This is a genomic window from Streptomyces sp. AK010 (assembly GCF_014207295.1).
Lineage (GTDB): Bacteria > Actinomycetota > Actinomycetes > Streptomycetales > Streptomycetaceae > Streptomyces > Streptomyces massasporeus.
In genome coordinates, this window is the sequence record NZ_JACHCX010000028.1 from 55,207 (window position 1) to 75,832 (window position 20,626).

Sequence of the window (20,626 nt, forward strand, 5' to 3'; positions counted from 1 at the left end):
CCTCATCCTTCCCGGCCGGCGCCGGGAGCCTCGAGCAGTTCTGCGGCGTGCTCCGAGAGAAGCTGCGCGGCTTCCCGGACCTCCTGCGCCATGGGCCGGTCGGCGTCCAGCGGCGGGGACAGCTCCGCGAGCCGGGCCCACACGCCGCTGAGCCGCGCATCGGGCTGAACCATCGCCGCGAGCTGGGTGACGCCCAGGGCCAGCGAACCGACGGTGAGCCAGCCGAGCTCCAGCGCGTCACTTACCCCGTTGGCACCGTTGAGCGCCATCGGGACGTGGTCCTGGTTCCAGCCGTTGGTCGGCAGCGTCGTGAGGGAGGCCGGGTAGACCAGCTGCCGGATCCGCGAGACGAACGAGGTCGCGCTGATCTGGACACCCGCCAGACCGCAGCCCCGGCCGGCGCGCGGGGTCAGCATGATCGGCAGGTCGCCGTTGGTCGCCGGGTTGAGCAGCAGACCGAGCTGACGCTCGGCCAGATAGACCGCGGTGTGCAGGGCCAGGCCGATCTGCTCCGAGGCCAGCCCGACCGGCATCGCGTGGAAGTTGCCGCCGTGCAGCAGCTCCCCCTCGAACGTGATCGGGTTGTCGGTGCAGCCTTCGGCTTCACGGAGCAGCACCTCGCCGGCGAAGGAGATCTGGTCGAGTGCGGCACCGAGCACCTGAGGCGCGCAGCGCAGGCTGTACGGCTCCTGCAGCGGACGCTGCTCGGACCGCTCCAGTCCCTCGGGCAGCGCGTCACGTATCCAGCCCGCCACGACCTGCTGCCCGATCTGTCCCCGGGCCTGGCCCACCCCGGCGTGGAAGTGCTCGGGGTTGGCTCCCAGCAGGGTCGCGAGCCGGCCGGTGAGCACCGACAGCGCCCTCACCAGTCGCGTGGCCGAATGCTGGTTGAGGACCGAGACGGCCAGGCCCACGCCGGTGCCGTTGACGAACGCCAGGGCCTCCCGGACAGGCCACTCGAGGGGCTTCACGCCCAGATCGGCCAGCGCCTCCGTCGCCGGGCGCGTCCGCCACTGGCCGTCGTCGCCGCGCACCCAGGCCTCGCCGAGCCCGGTGAAGGCGAGGGCCGCGCAGGCCAGCGGCTGGAGGTCACCGCTCGCGCTGACCGTGCCGTCACGCGGGATCGCCGGGGTGAAGCCGCGGTTCCACAGGTCGGCGAGGACCTGCCAGAACTCGGGGGAGACCGCGGAGAAGCCGCTGCGCATGCTGTTCAGACGAAGACGCAGCACCAGCCGGCTGGTCTCGGGCGACAGCAGCCGGCCCTGGCTCGTCCCCAGATGCGAGATGAGCGAACTGCCCTGCTCCATCTCGGAGGTGGCGGGAAAGAGCACCAGCGGCCCGAAACCCTGGGTGAGCCCGTAGATGGGCTGGCCACCGGCGAGGTGCTCCGCGATCGTGGCCGCGCTCTGCTCCAGGCGGGCGACCTCCGCGGGCGTGCACGGTTCGAGCCGGGCGTCCCAGGCGGCACTCGAGACGATCTCGGCGAGCCGCCGGCCGCTGCTCGTGTCGCTGTTCGCGGTCTCAAGGGCAACAGTCATGTCAATCCTTCACGTCGGTCATGCTCGTGTTCTGGGCGTGGCGGACCTTGCCCAGGGCAGAGCGCTCGATCTTGTTCAGTACGCGGACCCGCTTGGGCCGGATGCCGAGGCGCTGGTAACCAGCCGTCAGATCGGTGTCGGCCAGCGTCACGCCGGGATGCAGGACGAGCAGCAGCTCGAAGTGCTCGCCGATCATGGAGTCGGTCACCGGCCGGATCGCAAGATCCCGGCAGTCGATCAGAGCGCGCAGCGCGTTCTCCATCTCGTCCAGGTTGACGCGGCGTCCGTTGACCTTGACCAGCCGGCCGCGGCGCCCGGCGAACCGGAAGGTGCGCTCACCGGTCCGCGTCACCTGGTCGTCACCCTCGAAGACCGCGGGCGGCGATCCCCCGGGCCGGAACGCCAGCCGCGGGCTGCGCACGGCCAGCGGCACCTCCTCTTCGCCCGCCGGGTCAATCGGCACGGAGTCGGCGAAGGAGACGTCGGGGAACAGGGTCCAGTGCGGCGGTTCACCGCCGCGCCACCGGCGGGTGGCCGTACCGCCCGCCTCGGTGGAGCCCAGTACCTCGACGAGGAGTGCGCGCTCGGGGCCCGCCGCGGCGAGGAACCGGTGGGCGTCGTCCGGCAGCAGCGCACCGCCGTACAACACCGTGAGGTGGTCGAGCTTTTCGACCCAGTCCATGTGCTGGAGCAGCAGGCTGAAGATCCAGGGAGTCGCCGCCACGACGACCCGTCCGCAGCCCGTATCGGGCATCCGGCCCGCGAACGAGGACCGGTACCAGACCGGCAGCCCCATCCGGGCCGGCACCACCACGCTGGCGAGCGCGCCATAGAGGTGGACGGGCGGCACGAACGAGACGACGGCCTCCGGTTCCTCGTCGGCGACCAGGTCCGCCAGCAGGCCCGCCTCCAGCCAGACGTTCTCCCGCAGCCGTCGCCAGCACTGGCTCGGGCCGGTACTGCCCGAGGTGTGGAAGTCGATCGTCGGCGGGAGGTGGCCGCGTATCAGCTCTTCCGGCTGACCGTCGGCCCGGTCCCAGCGCACCACCCAGGCGCCGTCCGCGACGTCGGGCGAGGTGAAGCCGAGGGACAACAGCTTCTCGGGGGTCATTTCCGAATAGGTCATGGGAACTCCTTGCGCGGACCGCCACGGCAGCGCCCGCGGTACGGCCGTGGCGGGTCGCTCTGTCCCGCTGGCGGGACCGGAAACTAAAGCGACTGGGCGATTTCCAGGAGATAGCGGCCGTAGCCGGAGCCCTGCATGCGCTCACCGAGCTCCGCGCAGCTGTCCCTGGAGATGTAGCCCATGCGGACCGCGATTTCCTCCAGGCAGGCCACCCTCACACCCTGCCGCTGTTCGATCACCTGCACGTACTGGCTGGCCGCGAGCAGAGAATCGTGCGTACCCGCGTCGATCCAGGTATATCCCCGTCCCAGTCGCGTGAGATGGGCACGCCCCTGCTTCAGATACACCTTGTTGACGTCGGTGATCTCCAGCTCGCCGCGTTCCGAAGGCGTCAACGTACGGGCGATTTCCACGACATCGGAGTCATAGAAGTACAGCCCGGTGATCGCGTTGTTTCCGCGGGGCCGCAGCGGCTTCTCCTCGATGGACACGAGGTTTCCCTGTTCGTCCGTCTCGCCGATTCCGTAGCGCTCCGGGTCCGAGACCGGGTAGCCGAAGAGTGTGCAGCCGTCCAGTGCGGCGATGGATTCACGCAGCAGGCGCGGGAATCCGGCACCGTGGAAGACGTTGTCGCCCAGGATCAGAGCCGTCGGTTCATCGTCGATGAAGTCGGCGCCGACCAGGAAGGCGTCCGCGATACCGCGGGGCTCCGGCTGCACCCGGTAGCTGAAGTCGAGGCCCAGCCGGGAGCCGTCGCCCAGCAGGTTTCTCAGGGCCGGCAGGCTCGTCGGCGTCGAGATCACCAGGATGTCGCGAATGCCGGCCAGCATGAGGACCGAGATCGGGTAGTACACCAGTGGTTTGTCATAAACGGGCAGCAGTTGTTTCGACGTTCCCCACGTCAGCGGTTGCAATCGCGTTCCGCTACCACCCGCGAGGACTATTCCCTTCATTGCCCCGCCTGTTCGTCGATGAGAGTGTGGCGCAGCGAGACGTTAGCAGGACTTCGTGGTTTCGCCGTCTCGCTGGCGGGACAATCCTGTTGCTGCCCCGGGGAATCCGGACCGACCATGCGGAGGTGCGGTACGGTCCGGTCCGGCTCACAACCATGGACGAGCGGATTGTTCGACCACGTTTCCGGGGCTAGATTTCCGCGGCATCGTCCGCATTCCTCAACCGTTCGGCACGTCAGGAGTTTTCATGTCGCGCACTTCCCGCTGCCGTGTGTGCAACGGCACGGTCACCGAGTTCTTCGATTTCGGACGGCAGCCGCTCTCCGACTGTTTCCTCGCCCCGGGCACCGCCGTGGAGAAGGAGTTCTACTTCCGGCTGGCCACCGGTGTGTGCGGGGAGTGCTCCATGGTGCAGCTGACCGAAGAGGTCCCGCGGGAGCACATGTTCCACGAGGACTACCCGTACCACTCCTCCGGGTCCCTCTACATGCGCACCCACTTCGAGAACCTCGCCAAGCGGCTGCTGGACAGGGAGTTGACCGGCGACAACCCGTTCGTGGTCGAGATCGGCTGCAACGACGGCATCATGCTGCGGACCCTCGCGGACGCCGGGATACGCCACCTGGGGGTCGAACCCTCCGGCGGGGTGGCCGACCTCGCCGCGGCCAAGGGGATCCGGGTCCGCAAGTCGTTCTTCGAGGAGTCGACCGCCACGGAGATCTTGGAGGCCGAGGGCCACGCGGACGTCATCTACGCCGCCAACACCCTCTGCCACATCCCGTACATCGGATCGGTGCTCTCCGGTGTGACCAGGCTGCTCGCGCCCGGCGGGATCTTCGTCTTCGAGGACCCGTACCTCCTGGACATCACGGAGCGCACGTCGTTCGACCAGATCTACGACGAGCACTTCTTCTTCTTCACCGTGCAGTCGGTCCAGTACATGGCCGCCCGGCACGGACTCGAACTTGTCGACGTGGAGCGGTTGCCCGTGCACGGCGGAGAGGTCCGCTACACCCTGGCGCACCAGGGTGCGCGCCGGCCGAGCCCCGCGGTGGCCGAACTCCTCGCCGAGGAGCAGAAGAAGAAGCTCTCCGACATGGCCACCCTCCAGCGCTTCGGCCAGAACGTGGTGAAGGTGGGCCAGGAGCTGACCACGCTGCTGCGCGATCTGAAGGACGACGGCAAGCGGGTCGTCGCCTACGGGGCCACCGCCAAGAGCTCGATGATCACCAACTTCTGCGGCATCGGCCCGGAGCTGGTCGAGTTCGTCAGCGACATCACGCCCAGCAAGCAGGGACGGCTCACTCCCGGCACCCACATTCCGGTGCGTCCGCACGAGGCGTTCTCCGACCCCTACCCCGACTACGCGCTGCTGTTCGCCTGGAACCATGCGGACGAAATTATGGAAAAAGAGCAGGAGTTCCGCGAAGCGGGCGGAAAGTGGATTCTCTACGTTCCGGATGTACGGGTCCTGTGACCTCGCACGGCGGCGGCACGCGGCGCGCCGCAGAACGTCAACCCAGGCATTGCGAAGTGGAGAAGCAGATGGATTCCATGTCCTCCGGCGCCCGTGGTGCCGCGCAGATCTTCAACTCGACCGTGGCCGGATTCGCCATAGCGGCGGCCTGGGAGACGGGTGCCCTGGACGAGTTGGAGGAGCACGGCTCCCTCAGCCTGCCGGAGTTCTGCACCCGGCATGATCTCCACCTGCCCAGCGTGGACGCCACGATGACCGCCCTCGCCTCGGTCGGGGTCGTGGAGCGGCACGGCGAGAAGGTGGGCACCGGACCGGAGTTCACGGAGGTGTACCGCGGCAAGGCCTTCTTCCACTGGCTGACGGTCGGCTGCGGCGAACTCTTCTCCGACATGGCGGGCGTCAGCCGCAACGCCAACCGGGTGGGCACGTTCTACCGGCGTAACGGCGCAGCCATCGGCTACGCCTGCCGGGACATCAACGCGCAGTCCTTCGATCCGGTCTTCTGGCAGGCGATGGAGGAGCTGGACTTCGACTTCACCTCCGTCGCCGACCTGGGCTGCGGCAGTGGCGGCCGGCTCGCGCAGATCGCCCGCCGGTATCCGAAGGTGCGCGGTACAGGCATCGACATCGCCGCGGACGCCCTGCGGGACGCCGTCGCGGAAGCCGGCACGGCCGGTCTCGGCGACCGTCTGGAGTTCATCGAGGGCGACGTGATGGAGCTGCGGCCCGACGCCCGCCTGGAGTCGGTCGAGGTCCTGACCTGCTTCATGATGGGCCACGACTTCTGGCCCCGGGAGAACTGCGTCGCCTCCCTGCGCCGGTTGCGCGAGGTGTTCCCCGGCGTCCGGCGCTTCCTGCTGGGCGACACGGCACGGACCGAGGGCATGGCGGACCGTGACAAGCCGGTCTTCACGCTGGCCTTCGAGACCGCGCACGACCTGATGGGCGTCTACCTTCCGACGCTCGGCGAGTGGGAGGACGTGTTCGAGGAGAGCGGCTGGAAGTGTGTCGGGGTCCGGCCGGTCCAGGTGCCGGCGGACTCCGTGATCTTCGAGCTGGCCTGACGTGTCGACCGGTGCATGCCCTGGGACCGGGGCGGGCCGGTGCGGGGCATGCACGGCACGCTCCGACGACCCCGGAAGCCGCCGAGTGCCGAGTGACGGAGGGCATGGGGTTGTTGGGTGACATCCTGCCCCCCACTGTGGCCTGGGCGGAACGGTTCGACGACGCGGATCCGGTCGCGCCGTTCCCGGAGGAGGAGGCGGCAGTCGCGGCCGCGGGCGTGGAGCGCCGCAGATCCTTTCGCACGGTGCGGCACTGCGCCCGGCTCGCCATGGCAGACCTCGGGCGGCCGCCCGCTCCGGTGACGCCCGGGGCAAGTAGGGCGCCCTGCTGGCCGGAGGGCTTGGTCGGCAGCATGACGCACTGCGCGGGCTACCGCGGCGCGGCGCTCGGCCCGGCCTCGGCCCTGCTGAGCATCGGCATCGACGCGGAGCCGCACAGGCCGGTGCCCGAGCGGTTGGCGCAAGCGGTGTCCCTGCTCGAGGAGCGGGCTGCTCTCGCGCGTCTGACCGCCGTATATCCACACATCCACGCGGAGCGGCTGTTGTTCAGCGCGAAGGAGGCGGTGTACAAGGCGTGGTTCCCCCTGACGCGTTCGTGGCTCGGCTTCGACGAGGCCACCGTGTCCTTCCTCCCGGACGGCCGTTTCACTGCCCGGCTGCTTCCTCCGGGCCCCGTGGTGGACGGCAGCCGTCTCACCGCCTTTCCGGGCCGTTGGCTGGTCCGGCACGGACTCGTGCTCACGGCGATCGTTCTCGAACGGCCTCCGGCAGACCACGCCCCTCGGGTCCCGACCGAGCACATCGGGCGAGGTCCGTGAGGTCACCGTCCTGACCACTCCGCGGAGACCGCCACCGCCACCGTCTACCAGCGCATCATGACCACGTTCAACGAGCACCCCGAGCATGTGAGGTCTCAGTGCGTTGTGGCAAACCGGATCTCGTTCGAGTGCAGCGGGTGATCTGGTGATCGTCTGGACTGAGTTTCGGATGCGGTTGCGGGCATGAGAGAACGGGCCCCTTGGTAGTGACGCGGTTACGACACCAGCACGACCAAGGAAGCCCGTTGCCTGATCAGTTGAGCAGTACCACTGTGGCTGCGTCCACTGCGGTCACCCCTGGGTGTGACTGCTACGTGCACCGGTTCGGTTCGATCGCTCCGGGACAGCGGGCAGGCTGCTATCCGAGTGACATGACGGATGCGGAGTGGGCCGAGGTCCGCTCCGCGATGCCGGTGCCGGCCTGGCTCCTGAAGCGAGGCGGGCGTCCGGAGGCGTACTGCCACCGCGAAATGCTCGACGCTGTGCGCTACCTGGTCGACAACGGCGTGAAGTGGATGGCCATGCCGGTCGACTTCCCGTACTGGCGGGCTGTCTACGACTTCTTCCGCCGCTGGCGAGCCTGCGACTACGTGCGTGAACTGCACGAACGCCTGCGCCGCACGGCGAGAGAACGCTCAGGCCGCAACACCGAGCCCAGCGCGGGAGTCATCGACAGCCAGTCGGTGGACGCCTCCGAGACCGTGGCCGAGGACAGCCGCGGATACGACGGCGGCAAGTCACGCGACGGGCGCAAGCGCCACATCCTGACCGACACCGAGGGCCTGCTCCTAGAGGTGACCGTGACCACGGCCGATGTGCACGACTCCAAGGCCGCCCCCGCGCTACTGGAGACGTTCATGGACCAGCCGGGCCGGCTGCTGAAGCTGGTGTGGGTCGACAGCGCCTACCAGGGACCCGCACTGGCCGAGGCGTTCGCCCGGCACGGAGTCCGGATCGAGGTCGTGCGCCGGTCCGACGGGCGCCGCGGATTTGTCGTACTGGCCCGCAGGTGGGTGGTGGAGCGCACGCTGAGCTGGCTTTCCCGCTCACGCCGCCTCAACCGCGACCACGAGCGTCGCCTCGACCACCACGTCCAGATGGTGTGGTGGGCCGCCGTGATCAGGCTGTTCCGGCGCCTGGCCGGGGACGCTCCGCGCTGGCCGGAGAACCGTCCCGGCCGACTGTTCCGGGAGCGGGCATGAACCGTCCGTCCTTCGCCCGCACCAGCCAGCCCCGCTTCTCCAGCACGTAGGCACGGTGCCGGATCTTCTCCACCTCGTTCTTGATCTCCGCTTCCCGGCCCACCCCCCGCGTCAGCTCCACCCCGTTCACCGGCCCCGCAGCGCTCACCGCAGCGGCGAACACCTCCCGATACAGGCCGCCGAGCACCTCCTCGCCCATGCCCGACCGCCACACCGGAGGCCGCTCGCCATGCCCCGCGCCGGGGCCGCTCGATCCCGCGGCGGCAGCCATCCCACCGCCGGACGGCCCGGACACCGGCAGACTCGCCGCGTTCTCCTCGGCCAGTACCGACATGAGCTCCTCACGCCCCACCCGGGCCCGCTCGACTCGTTCCCGCGCGGCATCCACCTCGGCCTGAGCCTGCTCCAGGACCTCCGTCCAGGACTCCAGATCCTGCCTCGCCCGCGCCTCACGCTGTTCCATCAACCCCAGCACTGACGGCATCGCACCCTCCTCGATCCACGACAAGCCGTCCGCTGCCTGCCCCTACACCTCCGCGATCATGCCCCGCACACGAAGAAGTCCCTGTTCATCGAACAGGGACTCCCTTTGCCACAACGCACTCAGGACTTCCTTGACGGTTTGTCGTCAGGAGATCCTTGACGGTCCTTCTGGGTGCCCATGCCTTTGACGTAGAGCCTGCTGATCGGTCCGAGGTTCTTGCGGGGGCGGACAGCGAGTTCGTCCTCTCCGTGCAGGATCCGGTAGTGGGTGTCTTCGATGACCACGGTGACGATCTTTCCGGCATGCCGCGGGCCGAGCTTGATGAACTGGCCGTTGATCATGAAGCGTCCGCTTGCATGCACCTTGCGCTGGGCCCGGATGGCACCAGCAGGCAGGGGCAGAGGCGGCAGCGGAGACGTCGCCGTCCGGCCCCGTGGATCTGTCCCAGACGGTCGGCCGGAACGGGGCAGGGCCACGTTCCCGTCAGGGCGTTGTCGGCGATGGCGTGCATGAGGTGTCCGTCGAGACGGAGGGTGATCGTGCGGCCGGCGAGGGCAAATCCGGGTGGAATACCGATGCGTTGCCAGCAAAAACCGCAGGCGGGCCTCGGTGCTCAAGGGAACGGGCCGGGTACGCAACGCCTGCTCCAGCCCCTGCTCGATATGCCCCACGTCCGCCTCCCCGTGCGGCCAGTCGACAGGCCGGCATCCCAGTCCGTGACTTCAATCCTCCCACACTGTCCGCCCCCGACCGCAGGTTCCGTCATTCCCGTGACAGCACCCATGGCGTCGGCTACGAGAGCCCCAGGAGAGCGCCGGTGATAGAGCGGGTCATGCCCATCGCATGCCGATGGCAGAAAGCTGTTCCACGCGCTCGGGGGAGAGGGCCGGCCCTGCTGCGCTGGTTCCCGATCCAGGCCCCCAGCTTGATCTCCCGCTCCTCCCTGTCCTCGCCGTTGCCGCTGACGAGGATCCTCTCGACGTGCTTGCGGGGCATCGGGAGGTGTCTCTCCCGCTCATAGAACTGCCGGGCGGCGGCGAGATGGAGCGCCCATTTGTCGGCCTGGCTGGTCCGCGGTTTGGGTTTCTCGTCGTTTGTGGCGGCTCGATCCCGAGGACCTGCTCACACATCCACTGCTGCACGGTGCTCAGCTTGTCGAAGCCGAGCCGCTGCGCCTTGACCCATCGTCCGAGGTCTTCGCCTTGCCGTACGAGCTCACCCGGCTCCATCGGCAGCCTGCCGCCGGCCTTCAGGTGCTGCTGTGATTCCGGGGTTCGTAGTTGGTGTGGTGGGTGGGGTGTGAGCTGGGGTGTTGGAGGTTTTCTGAGAAGGGGGCAGGCGTTTCCTGGGGTGCTTCGGCGGTGCTGGCCAGGCTTCTGGTCTGCAGTTGTTAGGGGTTCGTTGATAACGGTGGTGTGGTGTTGCTGATGGTCTCCGGTACCTAAAGGAACGGTGCAGGTTTGTGCTGGTCAGCGGCTTGCCGTGTGGTCCGGGTCGGGGGTTGCTGGCGTGTGGGGGTTGGCGCCCATCCAGTACAGGGCGGTGTCGATGTCGCGTGCGGTCCAGCCGTCGGCGTGTGCTGCGCCGTGGTGGAGGAGGTCGTCGAGGAGCTGGAGGTAGCGGCCGTAGCGTCCCGGTGTGGGGGTGAGGGGGAGGCCGAGGGTGTCGAGGGCGTGTTGGACGCGTTCGTCGTAGACGGCCATCCGCTTTGGTGCTGCCGCGGTCAGGATGGCTGAGGCGAGGGCGTCGCCGGTGCGGAAGCCGGGCAGTTCCCAGATGATGCCGCGTCCGGTGCGGGCGGCTTCGCTGCGGGTGAGGGTGGTGTCGCGGACGGCGGTGACGGCCCGTTCGGTGACGGCTCGTACGTGGGTGTCGGGCAGGGACATGAGGGCGGTCACCCAGCGGGTTTGTGCGGAGAGCCGTTTCCAGACGACGAGGGCTGCGATGTCCGTCTTGCCGAGGCTGCCGGTGTTCTCGGTTCGCTGCGCGACATCGTGGAAGACCTCGTCGTAGTGAGGTGAGACGTCGGCGAGGTAGCCGGCGCGGGCGGGGATCAGGGTGTCCCAGGCATGCCGGCAGAGGGCAGCGAACTCGTTGCCGCCCGGTGTCTCGGTGGTCGTCTTCATGTCCGCATCATGCCGTTCTGGCGGGTTGGCGGGTTCGGGGGCGGCTTGCTTCTTCGGCGAGGTGGTCGAGCCGGATGGCTTCGAGAGATTTTTTGGTGATGCGTTCGGTGCCGTCGCAGATGGCGGTGATGGCTGCTTGGCGGATGAGGCGGGCGAGGCTTCCGATGCGGCCGGCGGTGCGCTGGTGGAGGTAGGTGGCGTGGCGGGGGAGTGTGCCGGGGGTGTGCTGGGTGAGGTCGAGGGCGGTTTCCATGTCGGTGATGAGGTCGGTGAAGGGCCGGCGGATGCCGTGGCGGGCGGGGAGAGGGCCGCAGGTGATGAGGCTGGCGCGGCCGGCGAGTTGGGCGCCGCGTATGCCGCTGAACAGGGGTGTGGCGGCGACGTCGATGCCGCTGTAGACGAAGGTCGCTTTGATGCGTTCGGTGAGGTCTTTCAGCAGGTCGGCGGCTTCGGCGCCGGTGGTGGTGCGCGGGTTGAGGCGGTGGATCTCGTCGATGAGGACCAGGCGGACGCCGGCTTGGGTGTAGGTGTGGCAGACGGCGCTGGTGATCTGGGCCTGGGTCATGCGGTTGGTGACGGGGATGCCGAGGTAGCGGGCGAATTCGATGGTGAGGGTCTTGGCGGTGGCGCCGGGCGGCACCAGCAGGTACGCGACCGGCACCTGCTCGTGGGCGCGTCCGGGCGGGGCGGGGTGTTTGCGGGTGTGGGCGAGGTGGCAGGTGCGCCCGACTTCGAGGAGCGCGGTGGTTTTCCCGGCTGCGGCGGGGCCGGTGACGATCAGTGAGGGCCGGGCGGTGGTCTGCTGGTGGCGGCCGAGGAGCATGAGGGTGCGGACCTGGGTGGCGAGGGTGTCGATGGCGGGGGTGCGGACGGTGACGAACGCGGAGTGGTAGGCGAGGCGTTCTTCCGTGCCGCGGGGCGTATCGCCGGGCTGGGGCGGGGTGAGGGGTGGAGTGGTGGCGAAGTGCTGCCAGCCCTGCCAGGTGGTGATCGGCCACTCCGGCTCTGCCGCGTGCGTGCCGGGCAGCGGTGCCCTGGTGTCGGTGGTGGCGTGGTGGTTGCGTGCGGGGCTGGTCACCAGTTGAGGGCTTCCTGGGCGGGGTCGTAGAGGCCGAGTCCGGTGTACGGGACGGGCGCGTCGCCGTTGTCGACGGTTTCCTCCTCGCCGTCAGCCTGCTCTGGGTCGTCAGGCAGGTCGTCGAGGTCGTCGAGACTGTCGTCGTCCCATCCGTCGGCCTGAGGGCCCGGGGTGTGGGGCGTGCGGGTGCCGGCCGTGGGCGGGGGTGTTTTCAGCGGTGCGGTGCGGGTGATCAGGCGTTGCTCGCCTGTGGTGGCGGTGCTGGTGTGGGCGCGGCGCATGAGCTGGTCGAGGGCGTCGGCGAGGTCGGTTTCGTGGGTGTCGCGGTCGCCGTGGCGGGTGGTGATGGTTTTGATGTGCTGCCAGGTGGCGTTGTTGAACGGCGCGTGGATGTGGTCGCGGTGGATCCACGGGATCTCTGTCAGGTGTCCGTCGGGCAGGCGGATCCAGACCTGGCGGGCGTCGTGGGGGTTGGTGTGGATCTCCCATTTGCCGCCGCGCGCGGTGACGGGGGAGGGCTGGCCGCGGTAGGGGGCGAGGACGTCCGCGTCGTAGGTGCGGTGGTCGATGCGGATGCCGCGTTCGGTGATGGCTTGCCAGCGCACCGGTAGCAGTTCGAGGTAGTCGCTGCCACTGAGGGGGAGGGGCACGTGGCCGGCGACGGCGATGAGGGCGGCCCACATCTGGTTCGGGGTGAGGGCCTTCTTGGGCAGGGTGGGGTGGCGCAGGCCTTCGTGGGGGCGGTGGTGGTAGTGGATCAGCCATTCGTCGAGCAGGTCCTGCAGCTGGGCGACGCTGAAGCAGGCCTCGGTTTCGGCGTCGGGTCCGCGGCGGGTGACGTCGGAGCCGGTGTAGCCGGGCAGGTGCTGGCACAGCAGGGCGTTGATGGTGCCGAAGGTGCGCTCGACGATGCCTTTGGCGGCGGGGGCGTGGGGCGGGGTGGGCTGGACGCTGATGCCGAGACTCTCGCAGGCGGCGCTGAAAGCCGTGGACAGGTAGATCTTGCCCCGGTCGACGACGATCGTCTCGGGCACCACGACCGGCCGGGCGGCTGCGCCCTGAAGGCGTTCGTCCAGACCCATCAGCCGCTTTAGCTGGGGGAGTTGAGTGTGGGCGAGGCGCAGTGCGTCGGGCCAGGTGGGGCGGGCGGGGTGGGGGACGGCCATCTCGGCGAGGAGCAGGGCGGCGTCGACGGCCTTGGTGCCGGCGGGGCGCAGGACGGCGGCGAGGATGGCGCGGGTGGCCACGTCGACGGCGATGGTGAGTTCGGGACGGCCGGTGGTGCCGTCGTCGAAGACGGCCAGAACGTCCAGCCGCGTGGTGTCGACCTGCACCTGCTCGCCCGGCCGCAGCGCCACGGTCGGCGTGAACGCCCGCCTGCCGGCCGGGGAGGGGAGCGTCCGGGCGGGGCGGTGGGGGTGTTCGGCGGGACCGGCGAGCTGGTGGACGAGCCGGTAGAAGGTGGCCTGGGAGGGCATGGTCACCGTGCCGCGCCCATGCCGGTCGGAGAGGATCTGGGTGACCAGGGGCATCAGGCCCTTGACGGTGCCCTTGGAGCGGCCTCGCTGGCGCCGCAGCGCCTCCTCGATGGCGGTGATGACGCGTTCGTCGGTGCGCCCGGTAGGCACGGGCCGGCGGGTGGTGCGGTGGTCGACCAGCCCCCACAAGCCCTGTTTGCGGTAAGCCAGGCGCATGCGCTGCACCGTGGTCCGGGAGACCGGTCCGAAGCCGATCGCGGTCAGCTCTGCCGCCTTGGCCTCCTCGCGCTGCGCGAGCGTGAACCGGTCGGGGTCGTACCCGGCCCGGGGCACCCCGCCGCTGTCCGTCCCGCCGGGCAGGCCGGACTCCACCTCGCGGATGTGCCGCTGCCAGGCCAGCGCCTTGCGCCGCGCGTCCTCGGGCGCAGTTTCGAACAGCCCCCACTGCGTCACGGCCTGGGGCATCTCGGCGCCCACGATGGCGAAGGACGGGTCGGCGAACAGATGCCCGGCCACGACCGTCTCGTCTTCACCTGTCTCACCGGCGAGGTGGACCTGCTGCCCCGCCACAGCGATGACCTGCCAGGTGCTCTCACGGAAACGGACGTGCGCTCCGACCTCCAGCACCGGCCGCCCGCCACGCCGCCCGCTCACCGCCCGTCCCAGCTGCCCGGGCCGCCGCGGCCGTTCGCACCACCGGCGCCGGTGCTGACGAGGACCCGCTCGTTCAGCGGTATGTCCAGGGACGTGGTGAGGTGTCCGTGCCACAGGGCGTGGAAGACGGCGGGCAGGACTTCGATCGGGTCGCCCACCGCTTCGGCACCCTCGATCAGCGGCCGCGGCTGTGCGAACGCCTCACGAACGGCGGCCGCGAGACGGGGACGCCCGGCGTTGCGGGGGTGGCGGTAGCCGGCCAGCCATTTCAGATTCGCAGCCAGGATCTTCTCCAGCGGCTCAAGGCGCCGGTAGCTCCAGCCAGCCTGCACGCACTGCAAGTCTGTAGGGGAGTGTCAGTTGAGAATCGTCATTTGAGCGTCAGTGGTATGGGCCCGGTGACCTGGCGGTTGGCGCTGACGGATGGTGCTCATCTGGTGCTGACATGAGTGACGAACGGCCATGTCATTCTTGTGCAGACTGCTATAGCGGGTGGCGAGTTTGCGCTGGTCAGAGGCGTCTGGTCGGGAGAGGCCATCTGTCCCCGCGGGCCTGTCACTTGTGCGCGCGGATGGTGTGGTGGTCGGCGGCCCAGAAGTATGCCGAGGAGGTCGCACGGCCAGGCCGGTTCGCGACGGGCTTCGATGTCTTCGTCGGCTGGGCAGGCCGCCTGTGCGGTCACTCCGGGAAGGTCACTGCGTGTTCCAGCCAGCCAACCGCCTTCAGGTCCCGGGCTAGCCAGCTGTAGGCGAGGTTGGTGGCCTGACGTTCCAGCCCCGTCGACAACTCCTCGTGATGCACTGCTGGGCGATGGAACACCGAGGCGTGGTCCTCTTGCAGACTGCTCCACAGGGAGCTGGGGATGTTCGGCTCCTCGGCGAGGTCGAACTCCACTGCTGGCGCATCCTGCATACGAGATCCGGCATTGGTGCGCAGGGTGTAGGCAACGTTGGCGCTGTAGGCCTTGGTGTTACCTGGCTCCGGCATGATCACTAGGCCGTCGGCGCGGACCGGGAAGATGCTGTACAGGCCGAGCGCGGCCCCGAACCGGGGAAAGTTGTGCTGCACCAGGTCGCGGTAGCCGGCGAGGGCGTCGCGTACGACGTCCTGGGTGATGGATCGGGTCAGTTCGGGGGAGTAGGTCTGCCAGAGGTAGCGGCCTTCCCCTGGGCGGTCGGCTGGCGGGCGCGGATCGGTGAGCTTGTCCTCAGGCAGGTGCTGCAACTGGGCGTGGAGCCAGCGGACGTCGGCGGAGTCCACGGTGTATCTGCCCCACTGCCACCGCGACCATCGCGTTGTCTCGACATGCGCCATCAGCGCATCCACCTCCGGCCGGAGGTCCTCCAAGGAGATCTCCCGGCCGAGTCTGCCGGGCCGCCCCTTCCCCATGATCTGCTGAGCGAGGAACCATGCCCGTTCGGCCGCCAGGGGAGAGGCGGCGTCGACCGGGAGGGTGCGGTTCTTCACCCGGCGTGCCAACGGCTCACGCAGCCGGTTGCGGGACCATACCCAGCGAGTCAGGGGTGCGTCGGAGACGGGGAAGCTTTGGCGGTCATGGAATTGCGCCATGGGGAAGGACTGCCAGGGGTGGATGTCTGGCCGGACGACGAGATCGGCGTCCAGGACTCCCTCACGGGCCTGCGCGACGGTCATCCACCTGTCCTCCTGATCCATGAGTACACCCCACGGCGCGAGCGCGCCCTGATCATGCGGCGCCAACAACTTCCCCAGCTCGCCCAGCCCTTCAAGCCACGAGAGCGTCGCCTCACGCAGCCGGCCCCCTATCGCGAGAGCCGGCTCGGGGTCTTCGTCGCAGGCTCCGGCCGATCCGCCCGCCGGTCCGTTCGTGGAAGCCGGCGGCAGCGGGCCGGTGTCGTGATCAGATGTGGTCTCGTCAAGGACCCAGGATGCGGCTGCCGGGTTGGTGTAGGCCAGGCGGCGCAGGAACTCCTCCGCGCGGCCACTTGTCGCGGTCTCCACGGCGAACGCGATCGCGTATCGCCAGCGCGGGAAGTGTTCGGCTCCCGCAGCGGTTTCGAGCTGTGCCTCCTCGTCTTGCAGGGCCTGCGCGGCGAAGTGCTGCTCGAACAAGGGGAGAGCAAAGCGCAGCAGTCCGTCGTCGTGGACGACGAGCCCGGTCGATTCCAGTTCCCAGATCACGTGCTGGCGGGCGAAAGCGCTCGCTGACACAGGGCTTTGCTGGTCCAGGATGCTGGCGGCGAGTCGGGGCAGGCTTGCCCATACCTCCGGTGAGGCTTCGGGGTGTTCGCGCTGGAGGATGGCGCGGGCCAGTCCTGACAGCAGTTCACGCGTGGAGACCTGCGTGTCGCCGCCGGCTCGCAGACGGCTGGCGAGGGCGTGGACTTGCAGGGGACTGGTCAGCTGCTGCTGCATCTCGTGCGTGTCCAAGCCGGGCACGTAGTCCTCGTTCAGCACGGTGTGCAGCAGGTCCCAGCCCCGCTGTACCGGCCATGCCGGCACGTCGAGGCGTTCTGCCGCATCCACGTTGCCCGCGCCCGGGCGGGTGGTCGCCAGGATGTGTACCTGGGGCCAGGTTGCCACGAGTCGGCGCGCGTCGGTGAGGAGTTGGTCGGCCCTTTTCGGGCTCACCGCGTCGAGGTTGTCCAGGACGATCCGGCAGTCGCGCACCGGATCGGCTCCCAGTGCCTCCTGCACGGTCCCGGCCAGCGTGGCTGCGACCTCCCGTGCCTCCAGCCACACAGGAATTTCGACCTGCGGATCCGTCCAGGCCTGGGTCAGTCCCTCGCTCCACCAGCGTTCCGCCTCCTCGCTCTTGCCGGCCCCCATGGGGGCTACCAGGACACGCAGCGCGCCCGCAGGCACCTCTACCACCGGATCGGCTTGCTCTGTCCTCCACTCCAGCGCTGCCTCTACTCGGTCGGCGGGGGTAGCGCGCAGGCGGACGACGGTGGGGGCACGGCTGCTGTTCGATGCCAGGGCCAGCGCCTCGGCGCGTGAGCGTGAGCGTGCCGAGAACGGCAGCAGAGCCGTCAGCCGCTCCAGGAGGTCGTCCGTGCCGAAGGACGCGGCGGCGACCTCGGCTGCTTCGGTGTCGCTCAGAGTCCGAGCCACAGCCTGGGAGTGCGTCTGGATCTGCTTCCTTTTCCAGGTGCGCAGGCGATCCGCCGGATAGTGCTCCGGCGTGGCGTCGATCTCGAAGGCATGCCGTCCGCACAGCGGGATGAGGTTGTTGAAGCTGCGGTTGTCTTCCTCGCTCATCTGGGGATCCCACCGAGGTCCGCCTTCGCTGCGGGCATGGATGTGCGCGACCTGGCTGTTGAGGACGCGCTGGCCGGTGGCCGGGTTCTCCCGGTACAGCGGCTCCCCGCAGTCGGGGCAACCACAGGTCAGTGCGGTGGCATACAGCTCCTTGAAGGTGCTCTCCGTGGGAGTGGCATGCCGGCGGGGAACACGGCCGGCAGACGGGACGTCGGAACCCATGTGCACAGTGTGACGGGCCCGCCGCCACCCGCGCAGACAGAACGCGCCGCGCTGCATCCGCTTTACCGCAGGCTGATCCGGTCAGGATCTGGGCCGTGGCCCTCCCGGCTGGCTTCGTGGGCAGCGACGTCGGGCTCATGATCGAGCCACTGCTGGCACACAGTCCAGTGGATACGAGGACTGCCCGCGTCGCGCAGGAAGACATCGGCGACGAGGTCCCGCGAGCAGGACCTCGTGCCATGGGCACTGCATACACGGTCAGCGCGCTGCGGCTGCGGCCTGCTCCACCGGACGATCTGCACGATCCGTGACTTCATCCTCGCACCGTAGCCGGGAGCGGCCACAGGAACAGGGCCGGATACACAACCCGCCCGTGCCAGGGCCGTCACGGACCGGACGGGGGATCCTTGTAGGCCGCTTCGATCGCGCCGGCATTGATCAGTGCGATCCGCAGCTGTTCATGTTCGGCTGTGCCGTCCGCCGTGCTCTGGGCGAAGATCCGGGCCGCATGTCCCTCAATCTCCCGCTGGTGGAACAGGTCCACCTGGGTGCCGAGCAGCGCTGCGGCAATACGCAGGGCATCAGCGGAGTCGGGGTGCCGGCCTGCGCGTTCAGCGACCTGGTAGGGCGCCTCCAGCGCCGGCTGCAGGGCCACGGTAGGGGCGGTCAACTCCAGCCAGGTGCGGTCGTCGAGACGGTCGGCATAGGCAAACCGCCCCGCCCCGGTGAGAGCAGCGGGCTCCAGCTGCGCATCGAGGGCACTGCGCCACAGCGCCGCGGCGCGTTCGGGCCACGGGCTTGTTTCTTCGCATTGGATCAGGGCTCCGGCGATGCGGCACAGCACCTCGGACACGGCCTGGGGGCCGCCGTCCTGCGCGGCGAGTTCTGTCAGCAGTACGGTGGCCGGGCCCAGGTCCTCGGAGCCGTTGAGGAACGCCAGGATGATCTTGTCGATGGCGGGGATGCCGTCCGGGCCGGCCGCCGTTTGCAACAGGGCCGTGCGGTCCAGGCGTGCCAGGACGCCGGTGTGCGGGCGCCCGTGCCGCAGCCAGGTCGCGGCCGGTCGCCACGGGGCGTCAAGGGAGTAGAGCCGGTCGGCGTGCTCCTCGGCCCATGCCGCGTCGACATGCGTCAGTTGGCCGAGGCAGAAGCCGATCACCGCCAGGGCCTGGTCGTCGGGCTCGTCCTCCAGCAGCCGGGTCAGTAGCGTGCGGACCGGCTCGGCCAGGGTCTGGCCGGTGCGGTGAGCTTGCTTGACCGCCCGGGCGATCAGCGACAGCAGCCCTGCCCCGCCCGGCTGGTCGATGGCCGTCAGCAGCGGCTGCCGGGTGTCGGCGCGAGGCTGCGTCCAGCCGGTGACCAGGCCCTCCAGCCACGCGACGGCGCTGGCTTCCTCCCCTGATGCGGTGTCCAGCAGCAGATCGCTCTCCCACGCCCGGTGCAGCAGGTTGCAGATCACCCGCTGCAACTGCTCCGTGCCCGGGCCGTCTTGCCCGGCTGCCGGGCGGGCGGCGAAGGCGGCCAGGGCGATCGGAGCGAGCTCGCCGCCTGCGAGTTTTCCTTCACGGGCGGCCCGGTGCAGGGAGTTGAAGTAGGCGGCCAGCACGGTCGGGGCGCTGGCCGCAGCCGCCGCCACACCGTCCGGGTCGCGGGCCCACAGTGGCGGATCCTGGGCCACGAGGTCACTGATCAGACCGGCGCGAGCACCCTCGGCGTCGACGTCGGTGCGCTTGACGGGCGCGGCGACCAGCTGGCCGACCGCGGCGGCGGGCCCATCCTCTGCCGCCCGGGCAGCGAACACGTCCGCAGACAGCCCGCCGTGGCTCTCGACCCACGACGTGACCTGAAAGCGCGGAACGGGACGCGCCGGTGCGGCCCGCCCCGTCAAAGCGGTGAGCATCTCCAGCAGCGGCCGCCACGGCTCAAGTACCTGCGGGGCCAGGACCGAAGACAGCGCCCAGACGGTGTCCCAGGCATTCGGCAGCGGCTCGGACGCCGTCTCGTAAGCCTCCCTCCAGGCGGAGACCTCCTGAGAGGACGGTGCCTCCCCCAGACTCTGGACCAGCACCTCGTGCAAACCGCCACGGTGCTCGTCCGGGCAGGCGTCCTCGAGCAGGGCGAGGAAGTCCGCGACATCCGCGCGCGGGGATCCAGCAGCCGCCAGCCGACCCGCCAGCGGCAGGGCCTGTTCCCACCAGGTGGCGGCCGACGCCGCATCGGCCCGGTCGTCGTCGTAGCTCTCCAGAAGGACGACCGCGCGCAGCCGGTCGGCCGCGGCGCCGGCCGGCAATTTGTTGTCCAGCACCCGCCACCGCTCGGACAGCGGGACGCCCAGCCCTGCGTCCTGCCGGGCCAGGTCGAGCACGGCACGCATCAGTGTGAACAGCACGTCGCGCGGCGGATCAGCGAGGGAAATCTCCCGCAGGTCGTTGACCAGGCTGATCTGCCACGCATCGACCTCCGCCAGAGGCGCGGCGAGCACAGACGCCAGCACAGACCGGGTGATCACCCCCAACCGGTCCCCAGCCGGGCGCAGTTGTCCCTCCGGGTGGGCCGTCTGCACCAGGGCATGCGCCAGCTGCGCCGCCTCCCAGGACTCGTCGGTGCCGAAGGACGATGTGCGCAGCACCTCTTCGACGACGCGGACCCACTGCCCGCTACGGTCGGACATCGGGACGTCCCGGGCCCAGTAACTGATGCGCAGCAGCACATGGCGGTCCTCGTGCGTCCTTGCGATCTGCTGCAGCAGCGCACACGCCGTCATGCCCGCCTGGGCTACCAGGCTCACCGCCATACCGGTCGCGCCGCCACCACGCGCCTCGATCGCGGCGAGATGCTGCTGCACCCACGCGCACACCTGTGGTGCTTCGGCATCCAGCAGCCGCCGCAGATAGGGCAGGGCCGGCCAGCGAGAAGCCTCCGGCAGCAGCCGGTCCAGCGGCAGCAGGCCAAGCCAGCGCCGGCTCACCGCCGCGCGGAAGAAGTAGCCGCCGGCGCGCGGATCCGACATCGACGCGACCTCAGCGGCATCCTCCGGCGAGGGCTGCTCACTGAGCGCCAGCTGCCGCAACTGTCGGCGTACACGTGAACGTCCCCACCCGCGTACGGATGAAAAGGGACAGTTGTTGATGCGGTGAGTCCTGCTGCTCGGCACTCTGCTGCTCGT

Annotated in this window: 14 protein-coding genes and 2 pseudogenes; 4 read left to right on the forward strand and 12 right to left on the reverse strand. The window is 69.4% G+C overall.

Translation table 11 applies throughout. The features are described 5' to 3' along the window. Positions 1-2 precede the first annotated feature (2 nt). From HDC93_RS34520 to rfbA, 3 genes are all read right to left on the reverse strand, one after another. The gene (locus HDC93_RS34520) at positions 3-1,538 is read right to left on the reverse strand and encodes an aromatic amino acid ammonia-lyase (protein ID WP_185014761.1); all 1,536 of its coding nucleotides are present in this window, start codon (positions 1,536-1,538) and stop codon (positions 3-5) included. Position 1,539: 1 nt separating this feature from the next. After that, a complete protein-coding gene (locus HDC93_RS34525) occupies positions 1,540-2,664 on the reverse strand; it encodes a class I adenylate-forming enzyme family protein (protein WP_185014762.1) in 1,125 nt (374 codons plus the stop codon). Positions 2,665-2,747: 83 nt separating this feature from the next. Continuing rightward, a complete protein-coding gene (gene rfbA / locus HDC93_RS34530; RefSeq protein WP_185014763.1) occupies positions 2,748-3,617 on the reverse strand; it encodes a glucose-1-phosphate thymidylyltransferase RfbA in 870 nt (289 codons plus the stop codon). A 247-nt stretch (positions 3,618-3,864) separates the two neighbouring features. On the opposite strand from rfbA, the gene HDC93_RS34535 reads away from it, so the two are divergent. The 4 genes from HDC93_RS34535 (at position 3,865) to HDC93_RS34550 (ending at position 8,178) form a co-directional block, all read left to right on the forward strand. Continuing rightward, complete coding sequence (locus HDC93_RS34535) at positions 3,865-5,094, forward strand: class I SAM-dependent methyltransferase (RefSeq protein WP_185014764.1); 1,230 nt, start codon at positions 3,865-3,867, stop codon at positions 5,092-5,094. Between the two features lie 68 nt (positions 5,095-5,162). Then, positions 5,163-6,158 (forward strand): cyclopropane-fatty-acyl-phospholipid synthase family protein, encoded by a 996-nt coding sequence (locus tag HDC93_RS34540; RefSeq protein ID WP_185014765.1) that lies wholly within the window; start codon positions 5,163-5,165, stop codon positions 6,156-6,158. Positions 6,159-6,262: 104 nt separating this feature from the next. Then, complete coding sequence (locus HDC93_RS34545) at positions 6,263-6,976, forward strand: 4'-phosphopantetheinyl transferase (protein WP_221517494.1); 714 nt, start codon at positions 6,263-6,265, stop codon at positions 6,974-6,976. Between the two features lie 371 nt (positions 6,977-7,347). Then, a complete protein-coding gene (locus HDC93_RS34550) occupies positions 7,348-8,178 on the forward strand; it encodes an IS5 family transposase (protein ID WP_260419927.1) in 831 nt (276 codons plus the stop codon). On the opposite strand, the gene HDC93_RS34555 is transcribed toward HDC93_RS34550, so the two are convergent. The 9 genes and pseudogenes from HDC93_RS34555 to HDC93_RS34595 all read right to left on the reverse strand — a co-directional run bounded on the left by HDC93_RS34555 (position 8,096) and on the right by HDC93_RS34595 (position 20,530). Next, positions 8,096-8,662, reverse strand: a complete 567-nt coding sequence (locus HDC93_RS34555; RefSeq protein ID WP_260419928.1) for a hypothetical protein — start codon at positions 8,660-8,662, stop codon at positions 8,096-8,098. The two genes, HDC93_RS34550 and HDC93_RS34555, sit on opposite strands and share 83 nt — an antisense overlap. 119 nt (positions 8,663-8,781) lie before the next feature. Beyond that, entirely contained in the window at positions 8,782-9,003 is a 222-nt protein-coding gene (locus HDC93_RS39000; protein ID WP_260419929.1) for a hypothetical protein, read from the reverse strand. Between the two features lie 451 nt (positions 9,004-9,454). Further along, a pseudogene (locus HDC93_RS39850) lies at positions 9,455-9,664 on the reverse strand (hypothetical protein); the annotation flags it as partial. A 467-nt stretch (positions 9,665-10,131) separates the two neighbouring features. Further along, positions 10,132-10,788 (reverse strand): hypothetical protein, encoded by a 657-nt coding sequence (locus tag HDC93_RS34570; protein WP_185014769.1) that lies wholly within the window; start codon positions 10,786-10,788, stop codon positions 10,132-10,134. A 7-nt stretch (positions 10,789-10,795) separates the two neighbouring features. Continuing rightward, complete coding sequence (locus tag HDC93_RS34575) at positions 10,796-11,779, reverse strand: TniB family NTP-binding protein (RefSeq protein WP_185014779.1); 984 nt, start codon at positions 11,777-11,779, stop codon at positions 10,796-10,798. An 83-nt stretch (positions 11,780-11,862) separates the two neighbouring features. Further along, positions 11,863-13,998 (reverse strand): Mu transposase C-terminal domain-containing protein, encoded by a 2,136-nt coding sequence (locus HDC93_RS34580; protein ID WP_185014770.1) that lies wholly within the window; start codon positions 13,996-13,998, stop codon positions 11,863-11,865. Beyond that, positions 13,995-14,333: pseudogene (locus HDC93_RS34585) on the reverse strand (TnsA-like heteromeric transposase endonuclease subunit); the annotation flags it as partial. The pseudogene HDC93_RS34585 and the gene HDC93_RS34580, both read right to left, overlap by 4 nt. Positions 14,334-14,676: 343 nt before the next feature. Then, complete coding sequence (locus tag HDC93_RS34590; RefSeq protein WP_185014771.1) at positions 14,677-17,460, reverse strand: hypothetical protein; 2,784 nt, start codon at positions 17,458-17,460, stop codon at positions 14,677-14,679. A 385-nt stretch (positions 17,461-17,845) separates the two neighbouring features. Continuing rightward, positions 17,846-20,530: a hypothetical protein gene (locus tag HDC93_RS34595; RefSeq protein ID WP_221517496.1), complete on the reverse strand. Its 2,685-nt coding sequence runs from the start codon at positions 20,528-20,530 to the stop codon at positions 17,846-17,848. Positions 20,531-20,626 lie beyond the last annotated feature (96 nt).